The organism is Pseudonocardia sp. CA-142604 (assembly GCF_050948475.1).
In the GTDB taxonomy this organism is placed as follows: Bacteria; Actinomycetota; Actinomycetes; order Mycobacteriales; family Pseudonocardiaceae; genus Pseudonocardia; species Pseudonocardia alaniniphila.
On the sequence record NZ_CP192045.1, the window covers coordinates 7,627,367 to 7,640,507 of the forward strand.

Below are 13,141 nucleotides of genomic sequence, written 5' to 3' on the forward strand. Positions count from 1 at the left end.
GAGCCGCGTGTCACTCGTCCTCGGTCCGGTCCTGCGTCACGTCGACGAGACGTCCGCGTCGGTCTGGGTGCAGACCCGGGCCGCCGCCACTGTCTCGGTGCTGGGCTGTGCGGCACGCACGTTCGAGGTGGCAGGCAACCACTACGCGCTCGTCCCCGTCACCGGACTCACCCCCGACAGCCGCACGCCCTACGAGGTGGAGATCGACGGTGAGCGGGTGTGGCCGCCGACCACCAGCCCGTTCCCCCCGAGCGTGATACGCACCCGGGGCCCACGGTCCGAACGCGGCAACCGGATCATCTTCGGGTCCTGCCGGTACGCGAAGGTGACCGACCCCGCGCTCGCCGCGAGCCTGGGCATCGACGCGCTCGATGCCTATGCGGCCCGGATGATCCGGCGTCCACCGGAGGAGTGGCCCGACGCGCTGCTGCTGCTCGGCGACCAGGTGTACGCCGACGAGCTGACACCGCGGAACCGGCGCCGCATCGCCGGGCGGCGCGATCGTCGCCCGGACTGGCCCGACGACGAGATCGTCGGCTTCGACGAGTACGTCGGGCTCTACCAGGACTCGTGGTCGGACCCGGAGGCCCGGTGGCTGATGTCCACCGTGCCAACCGCGATGATCTTTGACGACCACGACGTGCGCGATGACTGGAACACCTCGGCCGCCTGGCGCGCAGAGATGGGCGCCACCTCCTGGTGGCGCGACCGCATCCGCTCCGCGCTCGCCTCGTACTGGATCTACCAGCACATCGGCAACCTCTCGCCCGACGCTCTCGCGTCCGATCCCGACTACCAGAAGATCAGCAACTACGACGGCGACACCTGGCCGCTGCTCGTGGAGCTCGCCGACCGCGCCGACGCCGAGATCGACGGCTCGAAGGGGCTGCGGTTCAGCTTCCGCTGGGACCTCGGCCGCAGCCGGCTGGTGATGATCGACTCACGCAACGGGCGCATCCTCGAGGGCGGGGAGCACCTGATGCTGGGCGAGAACGAGTTCTCCTGGGTCGAGGAGCAGGTCGAGGCGCCCGGCCGGGTGGAGCACCTCGTGATCGGCACCTCGGTCCCCTGGCTGCTTCCGCACGCCATCGGGGAGCTCGAGACCGTCAACGAGATCGCCGCCGCCCGGCCCGGCCGGCGGGGGCGCCTCGGCGAGTGGATCCGGCAGGCCGGCGATCTGGAGCACTGGGCCGCCTTCCGCAAGTCGTTCGACCGGCTGACCGCCATGATCGACCGGGCAGCGGCGGGCGGGCCGCTCACGGTGAGCGTGGTGTCCGGGGACGTGCACCACAGCTACGCGGCCCGCGCCCACCTCCCGTCGGGCGGCCGGGCTTCGGTCCACCAGCTCACGTGCTCCCCGGTGCACAACAGGATGAGCTGGATGATCAAGCCCGGGTTCCGGCTCGGCTGGTCGCGCGCGGTCGGCGTCCTGGCCGGCCGCTGGGCGGCGCGGTCGGGAGCTCCGCCGAAAGGCGTGTCGTGGGAGCGGGTGACGGGGCCGTTCTTCGGCAACACGATCGCCACCCTCGACATCGACGGCGACAGAGCCTCGGTGCTTTTCGAACAGCCGCGCACAGCGGCCACACTCAACGAGCTGGCGCGACTGGAGCTGACCACATGACAGAGCAGACAAGTGCGGCGAGCGCGCGGCGGCTATCGGCGATCGCCGGTCAGACTGTCGTACTACGGCCGGCCACGGCCGCCCACGTCCCGATCTTCCTGGAGATCCTCGGACACCCGGAGATCGAGAAGTGGTGGGGCGGCTACGACCTGGAGCGGGTGCGACGGGAGCTGCTCGGCCCCCACAGTTACGCGATCGAACTGGCGGGCGAGACCACCGGACTGATCATCTACCGCGAGGAGCTCGACCCCGACCACCGGTACGCGGCGATCGACCTCGCGCTGCACCCCGACCACCAGAACCAGGGTCTGGGCTGCGACGCCATGCGCGCCATGGCCCGGTTCCTCTTCCGGCACCGCGACCACCATCGCGTGGTGATCGACCCCGCGGCGGACAACGCGCGGGCCATCCGAAGCTGCGAGCGCGCGGGTTTCCGGCGGGTGGGCGTGATGCGGGCCTACGAGAAGTCCGCCGACGGCGGGTGGCACGACGGGCTGTTGATGGACCTGCTCCAGGAGGACCTGCCCTGAGCGTGACGTCACGGACGTCCGCATGATCAGAAACGGACGAACCCGCGACGGCGGACGGTCAGCCCCGCGATCGCCAGCACGGCCCCGAGGATGTCGAAGAGCAGCCCGATGTTCTGCATCCCGATGAGGTCCCCGAGGTAGCCGACGACGTAGGCACCGATGATGGCGCTGATGATCATCCGGCCGGTCCGGACCCGCCGGGTGCTTTTCACGACGCTTCGAGCGATGGCAGTGACGATGAGCCCGATGAGGATTGCGAAGAAGATCGGGCCGATGATCTGGACGGCCGAGAAGACGGCAGGGCTCACGGTGATGACGGGCACGATTCCTCCGGTGGGGGCCGGGGGCCGCCGCTGACGGCCCCGCTACGGATGATCAGCCAGCTGATCCGCTCCACACACGGCCCGGCACCCGCGAGGGTTCACGCCTCTCAAAACGGGGTGTGCTCCAGCCAGGTGGCCCAGACCGACTCGTCGCCGAGCACCTGAAGACCCGACGCGTCCGCGTCGATCCGGCGCGTCATCGCCAGCAGGAGGTCGGCGGCGCTACCGCGGACGGCGGCGTCGCCCTTGCCGTGACCGTGCTCCCATGTGATCCCTGACTCACTGCCACGGACCATCCACTCCCCGTTCACACCCAGCCCGTCGTCCGTGGCGTGCAGGTGCAACGTGGCGCCCGCGGGGAGCGCCCGTCCGTCGCCCGCCAGGCGCGCGACCAGCATGTCCAGCCACTCCGATACGCCGTCCGCCGCCATCTCGGGCTCGACGGCGAACGGAACGCCCAGGGCCAGTGCGACGTCCGCGCGGTGAACGACGGACTCGTGCAGCCTGCGCCGGAGCCACCACGCCGCAGGCTTCGGGCCGATGAACGTCCAGACCGGGACGTCGGCACCGGTGTCCGCCACGGCGTCGACCAGCAGCCGTGCACTCTCGGTGATCCACGCGACGGCGCCGCTCACGTCGGCAGGCGGCTTCCCGTCGGGCACCGCGCGCATGTCGAGGCGATCTTCGGCCCGCTCCCGCACGATCATGGCGCCCCACCGGTCGCCGCGGCCGACGTGGGCCAGAAGTTTGTGCAGGTCCCACCCCGGGCAGGTGGGCACGGCGTGGGCCAGATCGGCAGCGGCCACGAGTTCGCCGAGCAGGCGGTTCTGATCGATCAGGGAGTCGGCGTACTGCACATCGGTGACGGTAGTCCCCACGATCGGGGGCACGACCGTGACGTGGAGTACGCGAAGGGGGCCGGACGCATGACCGGTAGCCGGATCGGGTAGGAACTCGACTATGGCGCGCGACGCACGGGAATGGACTGTCCCCGCCCCGCTGCGGGCACTGATGTGGTGGCCGGCGGCCGCCTTTGTGCTGGTCATGATCGCCCCGGAGGCTGCGGCAACCTCCATCGCGGCGTCCGGAGTGGCGCTGGTGGCGCTCGGCGCCGTGGGTCCTGTGGTGGTCCGTCGGCTACGTGGTCCCGCCGCTGTCAGCGGCGCGGTCGTCGAGCCCCCGGCGCAGGACCCTCCGACCGTCGAGATCGAACTGCCAACCGTCGAGATCAAGCCTGCTCGCCGGGTGGCCTGACACTCTCCTCCCCTCCGATGCCGGCACGTCCGTCGTGCCGGCATCGGTGTTTTCCGGGGCGGACGACCGCTCATCTCGCCCCCACCCCCTCGGCGGAGCCGAGCGCCTCTCCGGGTGACGTCGCAGCCGTACACGCCATAGCTTGCACTTCCGATAGTAGGATGCCCAAGTATCTGGTCCTGCAAGGAGGAGCGCCATGGCCGAGCTGCACGTGCCCGCCAACCCGGTTCGGTTCGTCACCGCGGCCAGCCTGTTCGACGGGCACGACGCCGCGATCAACATCATGCGGCGGATCCTGCAGCGCCAGGGCGCCGAGGTGATCCACCTGGGCCACAACCGCTCGGTCGACGAGGTCGTCACCGCGGTGATCCAGGAGGACGCCCAGGGCGTGGCGGTCAGCTCGTACCAGGGTGGGCACGTCGAGTACTTCTCCTACCTGGTCGAGCTGCTCCGCGAGCGCGGAGCCGGGCACGTGAAGGTCTACGGCGGGGGCGGCGGCGTGATCGTGCCGGCCGAGATCGAGTTGCTCCACGAGCGCGGCGTGGCCCGCATCTTCTCCCCCGACGACGGCCAGCAGCTCGGCCTGCCCGGGATGATCAACGTGATGATCCGCGAGTGTGACGTCGACCTCGCGAGCCGGCCTCCGCAGTCGTTCGACGGCCTGTTCGCAGGCGAGCACGCCACGCTCGCCCGCGCGCTCACTCTCGCCGAGGCGGGACGGCTGCCGTCCGGGCTCGACCTGGAGCCCCGCCGCGCGGTCCCGGTGCTGGGTGTCACCGGCACCGGTGGGTCGGGCAAGTCGAGCCTCACCGACGAGCTGGTGCGCCGGTTCCGGCTCGACCAGGAGGACAAGCTCCGCATCGCCGTGCTCGCCGTCGACCCGACCCGCCGCCGGGGCGGGGGTGCACTGCTCGGCGACCGGATCCGGATGAACGCCCTCAGCGGTGACCGGGTCTTCTTCCGCTCGATGGCCACCCGCGGCGCCGACAGCTCACTTCCCGAACACCTCGGCGACATGATCGCGGTGCTGCGCGCGGCCGGGTTCGACCTGGTGATCGTCGAGACGCCCGGCATCGGACAGGGCGATGCGGGCATCGTGCCGTTCGTGGACCGCTCGCTGTACGTGATGACGCCGGAGTTCGGAGCCGCGTCACAGCTCGAGAAGATCGACATGCTGGACTTCGCCGACGTCGTCGCGATCAACAAGTTCGAGCGGCGCGGGGCCGAGGACGCCCGCCGGGACGTGGGTCGCCAGCTCGTGCGCAACCGCGAGGCCTTCGGCGCGTCGTGGGAGGACATGCCCGTCTTCGGCACGAGTGCCGCCACCTTCAACGACGAGGGCGTCACCGCGCTCTACCAGCACGTCGTCGCCCTGCTCAGGGAGAACGGGCTGGTGACCGGCGAGGGCAGGCTCCCGCGCACCGCACGGCGTACCTCCTCCGAGCACGCAGCGATCATCCCGTCGAACCGCACGCGCTACCTGTCCGAGATCGCCGAGACCGTCCGGGCCTACCACTCGGCCACCGAGGCCGCCGTGGACGCGGCACGGCAGCGCCACCATCTGCGCACCGCCCACGCAGCCCTGCAGGCCGCTGGGGCCGAGCAAGGGGCACTTCCCGAGCTGCTGGAGCAGGCGGAGAAGGCGCTCCCGCCGGAGGCGGCGCACCTGATCGACACGTGGCCCGAGGTCGTAGAAGCCTACTCGGGCGACGAGATGGTGGTCCGGGTCCGCGACAAGGCGCTGCGCACGCAGCTCACCCGCGAGACGCTCTCGGGCAACCGGGTGCGCCGGGTGGCGCTGCCCCACTACACCGAGGACGCGGAACTGCTGCGCTTCCTGCGCCGGGAGAACCTGCCGGGGAGGTTCCCCTTCACCGCCGGGGTGTTCGCGTTCAAGCGCGAGGGCGAGGACCCGGCACGCATGTTCGCCGGCGAGGGCGACGCGTTCCGCACCAACCGGCGCTTCAAGCTCCTGTCCGCCGACTCGCCTGCCAAGCGCCTGTCCACCGCGTTCGACTCCGTCACGCTCTACGGACGCGAGCCCGACACCCGCCCCGACGTCTACGGCAAGGTCGGCACGTCCGGCGTCTCGATCGCGACGTTCGACGACATGAAGGCGCTCTACGACGGGTTCGACCTGACGTCGCCGACCACGTCGGTGTCGATGACGATCAACGGTCCGGCACCCACGATTCTCGCCTTCTATCTCAACACCGCGATCGATCAGCAGGTCGAGAAGTTCCGCGCGGAGCACGGTCGCGAGCCGTCGGAACAGGAGCACACGGAGCTCACGGCATTCGCGCTGCAGAACGTGCGCGGAACGGTGCAGGCCGACATCCTCAAGGAGGATCAGGGGCAGAACACCTGCATCTTCTCCACCGAGTTCTCGCTGCGGATGATGGCCGACATCCAGGAATGGTTCATCCAGCAGAAGGTGCGGAACTTCTACTCGGTGTCCATCTCCGGCTACCACATCGCCGAGGCCGGGGCCAACCCCATCAGCCAGCTCGCGTTCACGCTGGCCAACGGCTTCACCTTCGTCGAGAGCTACCTCGGCCGCGGGATGGACGTCGACGACTTCGCCCCGAACCTGTCCTTCTTCTTCTCCAACGGAATGGACGCCGAGTACTCGGTGATCGGCCGGGTGGCACGGCGGATCTGGGCGGTCGCGATGCGCGACCGCTACGGCGCGAACGAGCGGTCGCAGAAACTCAAGTACCACGTGCAGACATCGGGCCGGTCGCTGCACGCGCAGGAGATGGACTTCAACGACATCCGCACCACGCTGCAGGCGTTGTGCGCGCTCTATGACAACGCGAACTCGCTGCACACCAACGCGTTCGACGAGGCGGTCACCACGCCCACCGAGTCGTCGGTGCGGCGGGCGATGGCGATCCAGCTGATCATCAACCGCGAGTGGGGCCTGTCGATGAACGAGAACCCACTGCAGGGTTCGTTCATCATCGACGAGCTCACCGACCTCGTCGAGGAGGCCGTTCTCGCGGAGTTCGACCGGATCTCCGAGCGCGGCGGCGTGCTCGGTGCAATGGAGACCGGCTACCAGCGGGGGCGTATCCAGGACGAGTCGTTGCTGTACGAGCAGCGCAAGCACGACGGCACGCTGCCGATCGTCGGGGTCAACACGTTCCTGCGCGACGGCTCCACCACCCCCGTCGAGATCGAGCTCGCCCGCGCTACCGAGGCGGAGAAGAAGAGCCAGCTCGACCGGCTCGCCGACTTCAAGGCCCGCCACACCGGCGAGGCGCCCGACGCGATCCGGCGGCTGCAGGACGTGGCCACCGGCGACGGCAACGTGTTCGACGAGCTGATGAAGGCCGCCCGCGTCTGCAGCCTCGGCCAGCTCACCGACGCCTTCTTCGAGGTCGGCGGACAGTACCGGCGCAACATGTGACCAGCGCCTGATCGGGATAGGTTCGAATAATGTCTACTACGCCGCAGGACCAGGGACGGGCGCCCCGCCACGCGCCCGACCTCCGTGCGGCCACCCTCGACGCAGCGGCTGCCCTGTTCGCCGCGGAGGGCCCCACCGGGCTGGTGGTGCGGCGGATCGCCGCCGCTGCCGGCTGCTCGACGATGGCCGTCTACCACTACTTCGAAGGCAAGCCGGGGCTGCTCGAAGCGCTGTACGACGAGGGACACAAGCGGTTGAGCGACGCCCAGCGCCGCCGGCAGTTCACCGACGACCCGGAGGCGGACGTCCGCAACACCTGCCTGGCCTACCGGGAAGTCGCTCTTGCCCACCCCGGCTACTTCCAGGTGATGTTCGGCCGCCGCGACCCCGGGTTCCCGCGCCCCTCGGGTGAGGCCCGCGCCCGCGGACGCGAGAACTACGCCCGGTTCATCGAGGTCGTGCGCCGGTGGGGGGAGCAGAGCCCGCTCGTCACCGACGCCGAGTCCGCAGCCCACGCGCTCTGGGCGTGCGGCCACGGCCTGGTGATGCTCGAACTGACCGACAACGCCCCCCGATCCGACCTCACCGCCCGCTACGCCACGGCCATCGACGCCACGATGCGCGGCCTGCAGAAGTAACCCCACCTGCGGGAGTTCTGCGCGCCGATGTTCGGCCGTGCCGGACGGGTTCCCCGCTACCGCTCACCGGGCATCGTGAGATCGGCGTGCGGGTCGCCGACCATCCGCGCGGGATCGACGATGCGGTCGTAGTCCTCCGCGGCCACGCCGAGGGCGAGGGCCGCGTCGCGGAGGCTCGAACCGTCGTGGTCGGCCTTGTGCGCGATCTTCGACGCCTGGTCGTAGCCGATCGTCGGGCTCAGCGAGGTGACCAGCATCAGCGAGCGTCCGACCAGCTCGCTGATGCGTTCGCGGTCGAGATCGGTGCCGGCGACGCTGTAGCGACGGAGCTTGTCGCTCGCATCGGCGAGGATCCGGGCCGAGTGCAGGACGTTGTTGACGATGATCGGGCGCATGGCGTTGAGCTCGAAGTTGCCCTGCGCCCCGGCCGCGGCCACGATCGAGTCCTCCCCCATCACCTGCAGGCAGACCATCACCATGGCTTCCTGCTGGGTCGGGTTGACCTTGCCGGGCATGATCGAGGAACCGGGCTCGTTGGCCGGCAGGACCAGCTCGTGCAACCCCGCCCGCGGCCCCGAGGCCAGCCAGCGCATGTCGTTGGCGATCTTCATCAGGGCCACGGCCAGTCCGCGCAGCCCTGCGCTCACCGCCACCATGGCATCCAGTGATCCCTGAGCGGCGAACTTGTTGGGTGCGGTGGCGAACGGCTGCCCGGTCAGCTCGGCGATCTCGGCGGCGATCTGCTCGCCGAACCCGCGTGGGGCGTTCAGGCCCGTGCCGACGGCCGTGCCCCCTGCCGCCAACTGGTAGCACCCTGCCAGCGCCTGCCTCAGGCGCTCGCGCGCGTCGCGTAGCTGGGTGGCCCAGCCCGACCACTCCTGCCCGACTGTCAGCGGCGTGGCGTCCTGCAGGTGGGTACGGCCGATCTTCACCACGTCCACCCAGCGGACCGCCCCCTCCTCGATCGCCTCCACGAGCGCATCCACCCGCGGGAACAGGTATCCGGTCACCTCCAGCACGGTGGCGATGTGCATCGCGGTCGGGAACGTGTCGTTCGACGACTGGCCCATGTTCACGTGATCGTTGGGATGCACCGGGGACTTCGTTCCCAGCTCACCGCCCAGCAACTGGCTGGCCCGGTTGGCCAGCACCTCGTTGACGTTCATGTTCGACTGGGTGCCCGACCCCGTCTGCCACACATACAGCGGGAACTCGCTGTCCAGGTCCCCGGCCAGGACCTCGTCCGCCGCCTGCACCACCGCCTCGGCCCGGTGCTGGTCCAGCCGGCCGGAGGCCTGGTTGACCAGCGCGGCGGCCTTCTTCACATACCCGTAGGCGTGGTACACGCGCACCGGCATCCGGTCGTCGCCGATGGAGAAGTGGATCAACGAACGCTGGGTCTGCGCGCCCCAGTAGTGCTCGGCGGGCACCTCGATCTCCCCCATCGAGTCGCTCTCGACCCGCGTGCCGCTGCTCCGCCCGGTCCCGATCGGCACACCCATCACGCCACCGTCCGCGGATAGACCGGCTGCCACATCGCGTCCTGTACGTCTTGAACCAGGTTGCCGAGCTCGGCGCGAGCCTCGCCCTCCTCCTGCGCCCGACGGGCCACCGCCACTGCCACCGTCGCGGAGGTCGCCCGCAGGTCGGCCACATCCGGCAGCAGAGCAGCACCGGGCGTGCCGGTGTCCACCAGCCCGGCCACCGCCTCCGCGGCAGCGATGATCATCCCGGGGGTGACGTGCGCAGCCCGCGCCGCGACGGTGCCCAGCCCGAGACCCGGGTACAGCAACGCGTTGTTGGCCTGCCCGATCCGATAGGTGATCCCCTCCACCTCGACCGGATCCCACGGGGTGCCGGTGCCCACCAGCGCCCGCCCGTCGGTCCAGCGCAGCACGTCGGCGGGGTGGGCCTCGATCTTCTCGGTCGGGTTGGACAGCGGGAAGACCAGCGGCCGCTCGACGTGCGCGGCCATCTCCCGCACCACCTGCTCGGTGAACGCACCTCCCTGCTTCGAGGTGCCCACCAGGATCGTCGGATGCACCCGGGCGACCGTGGTCGCCAGATCGATCCGCCCGTCCCCGTCGCGCTCCCACCCCGACGCCTCGGCGGCAGGCCGCGCGTAGGGCACCTGGAAGTCCCGCAGGTCCGACATGCAATCCAGCAGCAGACCCTGCTGGTCCACCAACCACACCTGGCGGGTGGCCTTCTCCTGGTCGGCTCCGGCCCGGACCATCGCGTCACGGATCTGGTCGGCGATCCCCACCCCCGCCGTGCCCGCCCCGAACACCACGACGCGCTGCTCGCTCATCGACGTCCTCGCCACCCGGATGCCGGCCAGTACCGCCGCCAGCGTGATCGCCCCGGTGCCCTGGATGTCGTCGTTGAACACGCACGCCTTCTGCGAGTACCGGTTCAGGATCCGATGAGCGTTGCTCGCCCCGAAGTCCTCGAAATGCAGCAAGGCGTTCGGGAACCGCCGCGACGCCGCGGTCACGTACGCATCCACCAGCGCGTCGTACGCGGCCCCGGTGGTCCGCGCGTGCCGCACGCCCACGTACAGCGGGTCGTTCAGCAATGCCTCGTTGTCCGTGCCGGCGTCCATCATCACCGGGATCACGCGGGACGGGTCGATGCCCGCGGCCGCCGCGTAGATCGCCAACTTGCCCTGGGCGATCGCCACCCCGTTCGTGCCCCAGTCGCCGATCCCCAGGATCGCGCCGGCATCCGTGGCCACCAGCAGGTCCACGTCGTCGGCGGCCAACCCGTAGTTGGTGAACGCCGTCTCCACCGCGCCCGGGTCGTCCACCGACAGATACACACCACGCGGCCGCTGGAACTCGTGGCTGTACTGCTCCACCGCCTGAGCGATCACCGGGTCGTAGACCACAGGAAGCATCTCGACCAGGTGATCCACCAGGAGCTTGTAGTACAAGGTCTCGTTGCGATCCCGCAGGGCTTCCATGAACGAGTTGCGGGCCAGTCCGTCGGGCTGGCGCCGATATTGCTCGTACGCGCGCGCCGCCTGTTGATCCAAGGTCAGCGCGGCCGGCGGCAACAGCCCCACGAGACCGAGCTCATCCCGCTCCCGCGCTGTGAAAGCCGTGCCGTGGTTACGCAGCGGATCGCGCAGCAACTCGCGACCGGGCTCCGCCACATCCGTTCCAGATACCAGCGATGACTTCTGCGTGTTCATGGGCATCTCCGAACTCATGTCGGTTTAATCACACCCGCCACGGTCACCGCACCCGGCAGGGGCCGACATCACATATTCGGGTGAGCTGCTGGACCTCCCGCCCCCAACATCGAGAAGAAACCGCTGGTAGGAAAGCTGAAATCGGAGCGGACTGAGAAAACGCTCAGCTGATCAATCGCGGAGCGTGGGCGCCGGCGAGGCATCCGTGGCACCTCAGAAGGCACTGGTGTTGATCCGAGATGCTGCCACGTTCGCGTGAGTTGCCCGCGATATCGTGCGAGCCACCCAGAGGCGACCCGCGGGGGAGAAAATGGCAAATCGCCGCGATTCGCCACCTCTCGAGGCACCGCTTCCCTTGGGTACCCTTCGACGATTTTCCTGCTTCGCGCGAATCGCCCACTTTTCACACTCGTTCTCGCGGCCACACTCCGCCGACCGCGTGCTATAACGCTTGTTATAGCCGGGCCGGGGGCCGTCCCGATGAATGGCGCTGTGGAGGAGTCAACCGACATGAGCGGAACCGGATTGTCGTCGGGGCTGTCCTTCGCGCAGGGCGCCGTTGACGATCCACTCCAGGAGGTGACCGTCGGCGGCGCGCTGGATCTCGCTGCCGCGGCCTGGGGACCCCGGACGGCACTGGTGGAGTTCGGGCCGGGCGGCGCGCAGCGCCGGTGGACCTTCGACGAGCTCCGCCTCGACGCGCTGCGCGTGGCACGGGCGTTGCTGGAGCGCTTCCGGCCGGGCGAGCACGTCGCCGTCTGGGCGGCGAACCTCCCGGAGTGGGTGCTCCTGGAGATGGGGGCCGCCTACGCGGGCCTCACCCTCGTGACGGTCAACCCGGCGTTCCAGGTGGACGAGCTGACGCATGTGCTCGGCCAGTCCCGCTGCAGCGGAGCGATCGTCCAGGACACCTACCGCGGGCGGGACCTCGTGCCGGTCGTCGACGAGGCGCGCCCCGAGCTTCCCGCGCTGCGCGACGTCGTCGCGCTCTCCGGCTGGGACGACTTCCTGGCCTCGGGCGACCCGTCCCGCGAGCTGCCGTCCGTGGAGCCGGGCGACACCGCCCAGATCCAGTACACCTCCGGCACCACGGGCGTCCCGAAGGGCGCGGAGCTCACCCACCGCGGCCTGCTCAACGTCGCCCGGTACACCGCGATGGCGAAAGGCGCAGGGCCGGACGACGTCTGGGTCAACCCGATGCCGATGTTCCACACCGCAGGCTGCGGGCTCGCCACACTCGGGGCGTTGCAGACCGGCGGCACCCACGTGCTGCCACCCGGGTTCGACGCCTCGCTGATGCTGGACGCCTTCGAGTCCGAGCGCGGCACGCTCACGGTGAACGTGCCGACCATGCTGATCCGCATGCTCGACGAGCAGTCGGCACGGCCGCGGGACGTGTCGAGCTGGCGTCTCGCCTCGCTCGGGGGCGCACCGGTCCCTCCGGAGCTGGTACGGCGGGCGCAACGCGAGTTGGGCCTCGCGGTCTCGATCGGGTTCGGCCAGACCGAGGCCTCGCCCTACATCACCCACACCCTGCCCGACGACCCGAACCCGAACTGGATTATTACGGTCGGCTGCGCGCTCCCGCACTGGGAGGTGCGCATCAGCGAGCCGGGGAGCGGGGCCACGGTGCCCCTCGGCGAGGTGGGTGAGGTGTGCGCCCGCGGCTACGGCGTGATGAAGGGCTACTTCGACGCCCCGGAGGCCACCGCCGCCGCCGTGGATCCCGACGGCTGGCTGCACACCGGCGATCTCGGGAGCATGGACGACCTCGGCTACCTCCGCATCGAGGGCCGGCTGAAAGACATGATCATCCGCGGCGGGGAGAACATCTATCCCCGCGAGATCGAGGATCTCCTCTTCACCCATCCCCAGGTCGCCGACGTCGCGGTGGTCGGGCTACCCGACCCGGAGATGGGCGAGACGGTGGCCGCTTTCGTGCGGCCCGTCCCGGGCACCTGCCTGAGCGTCGAGGAGTTGGCCGAGTTCAGCCGGCGCCACCTCGCCCGGTACAAGGCGCCGCGGGTGTGGCAGTTCGTCGAGAGCTTCCCGCAGACCACCTCCGGCAAGATCCAGAAGTTCGTGCTGCGCGAGAACTACCTGGCGCAGCGCGGGGCAGGCCGTGCGGAGTGACCGCGCTCCCCATCCGGGGGGTGGGGAGCCCGGT

Annotated in this window: 10 protein-coding genes; 6 read left to right on the plus strand and 4 right to left on the minus strand. The window is 69.9% G+C overall.

What is annotated here, in order from left to right; all coding sequences use genetic code 11:
- Positions 1-7 precede the first annotated feature (7 nt).
- Positions 8-1,621: an alkaline phosphatase D family protein gene (locus ACQPZQ_RS34440; RefSeq protein ID WP_433287852.1), complete on the plus strand. Its 1,614-nt coding sequence runs from the start codon at positions 8-10 to the stop codon at positions 1,619-1,621.
- On the plus strand, positions 1,618-2,151 hold the full coding sequence (locus ACQPZQ_RS34445; RefSeq protein WP_433287854.1) for a GNAT family N-acetyltransferase: 534 nt from the start codon (positions 1,618-1,620) through the stop codon (positions 2,149-2,151). The genes ACQPZQ_RS34440 and ACQPZQ_RS34445 overlap by 4 nt, the downstream gene beginning before the upstream one ends.
- A gap of 26 nt (positions 2,152-2,177) precedes the next feature.
- Here the strand turns inward: ACQPZQ_RS34445 and ACQPZQ_RS34450 are convergent, their stop codons facing one another.
- Both ACQPZQ_RS34450 and ACQPZQ_RS34455 read right to left on the minus strand, forming a co-directional pair.
- The gene (locus tag ACQPZQ_RS34450; protein ID WP_433287856.1) at positions 2,178-2,474 is read right to left on the minus strand and encodes a hypothetical protein; all 297 of its coding nucleotides are present in this window, start codon (positions 2,472-2,474) and stop codon (positions 2,178-2,180) included.
- A 107-nt stretch (positions 2,475-2,581) separates the two neighbouring features.
- Entirely contained in the window at positions 2,582-3,331 is a 750-nt protein-coding gene (locus ACQPZQ_RS34455; protein ID WP_433287858.1) for a maleylpyruvate isomerase family mycothiol-dependent enzyme, read from the minus strand.
- Between the two features lie 103 nt (positions 3,332-3,434).
- On the opposite strand from ACQPZQ_RS34455, the gene ACQPZQ_RS34460 reads away from it, so the two are divergent.
- The 3 genes from ACQPZQ_RS34460 (at position 3,435) to ACQPZQ_RS34470 (ending at position 7,778) form a co-directional block, all read left to right on the plus strand.
- A complete protein-coding gene (locus tag ACQPZQ_RS34460; protein ID WP_433287860.1) occupies positions 3,435-3,728 on the plus strand; it encodes a hypothetical protein in 294 nt (97 codons plus the stop codon).
- Between the two features lie 196 nt (positions 3,729-3,924).
- Positions 3,925-7,140, plus strand: coding sequence for a fused isobutyryl-CoA mutase/GTPase IcmF (icmF, locus tag ACQPZQ_RS34465; protein ID WP_433287862.1), 3,216 nt, complete (start codon positions 3,925-3,927; stop codon positions 7,138-7,140).
- A 29-nt stretch (positions 7,141-7,169) separates the two neighbouring features.
- Complete coding sequence (locus tag ACQPZQ_RS34470) at positions 7,170-7,778, plus strand: TetR/AcrR family transcriptional regulator (protein WP_433287864.1); 609 nt, start codon at positions 7,170-7,172, stop codon at positions 7,776-7,778.
- Positions 7,779-7,834: 56 nt separating this feature from the next.
- On the opposite strand, the gene fumC is transcribed toward ACQPZQ_RS34470, so the two are convergent.
- Both fumC and ACQPZQ_RS34480 read right to left on the minus strand, forming a co-directional pair.
- Positions 7,835-9,280 carry a class II fumarate hydratase gene (fumC, locus tag ACQPZQ_RS34475; RefSeq protein WP_433287866.1) on the minus strand — a complete coding sequence of 482 codons (1,446 nt, stop codon included), beginning with the start codon at positions 9,278-9,280 and terminating at the stop codon, positions 7,835-7,837.
- Complete coding sequence (locus tag ACQPZQ_RS34480; RefSeq protein ID WP_433287868.1) at positions 9,280-10,974, minus strand: NAD-dependent malic enzyme; 1,695 nt, start codon at positions 10,972-10,974, stop codon at positions 9,280-9,282. The genes fumC and ACQPZQ_RS34480 overlap by 1 nt, the downstream gene beginning before the upstream one ends.
- Positions 10,975-11,484: 510 nt before the next feature.
- Here ACQPZQ_RS34480 and ACQPZQ_RS34485 point away from each other — a divergent pair.
- Positions 11,485-13,107: an AMP-binding protein gene (locus ACQPZQ_RS34485; protein WP_433287870.1), complete on the plus strand. Its 1,623-nt coding sequence runs from the start codon at positions 11,485-11,487 to the stop codon at positions 13,105-13,107.
- Positions 13,108-13,141: the final 34 nt, after the last annotated feature.

Coding starts and splice junctions, on each gene's coding strand:
- ACQPZQ_RS34445 (WP_433287854.1), top strand. CDS start 1,618: ATGACAGAGCAGACAAGTGCGGCGAGCGCGCGGCGGCTATCGGCGATC.
- ACQPZQ_RS34460 (WP_433287860.1), top strand. CDS start 3,435: ATGGCGCGCGACGCACGGGAATGGACTGTCCCCGCCCCGCTGCGGGCA.
- icmF (WP_433287862.1), top strand. CDS start 3,925: ATGGCCGAGCTGCACGTGCCCGCCAACCCGGTTCGGTTCGTCACCGCG.
- ACQPZQ_RS34470 (WP_433287864.1), top strand. CDS start 7,170: ATGTCTACTACGCCGCAGGACCAGGGACGGGCGCCCCGCCACGCGCCC.
- fumC (WP_433287866.1), bottom strand. CDS start 9,280: ATGGGTGTGCCGATCGGGACCGGGCGGAGCAGCGGCACGCGGGTCGAG.
- ACQPZQ_RS34480 (WP_433287868.1), bottom strand. CDS start 10,974: ATGAACACGCAGAAGTCATCGCTGGTATCTGGAACGGATGTGGCGGAG.
- ACQPZQ_RS34485 (WP_433287870.1), top strand. CDS start 11,485: ATGAGCGGAACCGGATTGTCGTCGGGGCTGTCCTTCGCGCAGGGCGCC.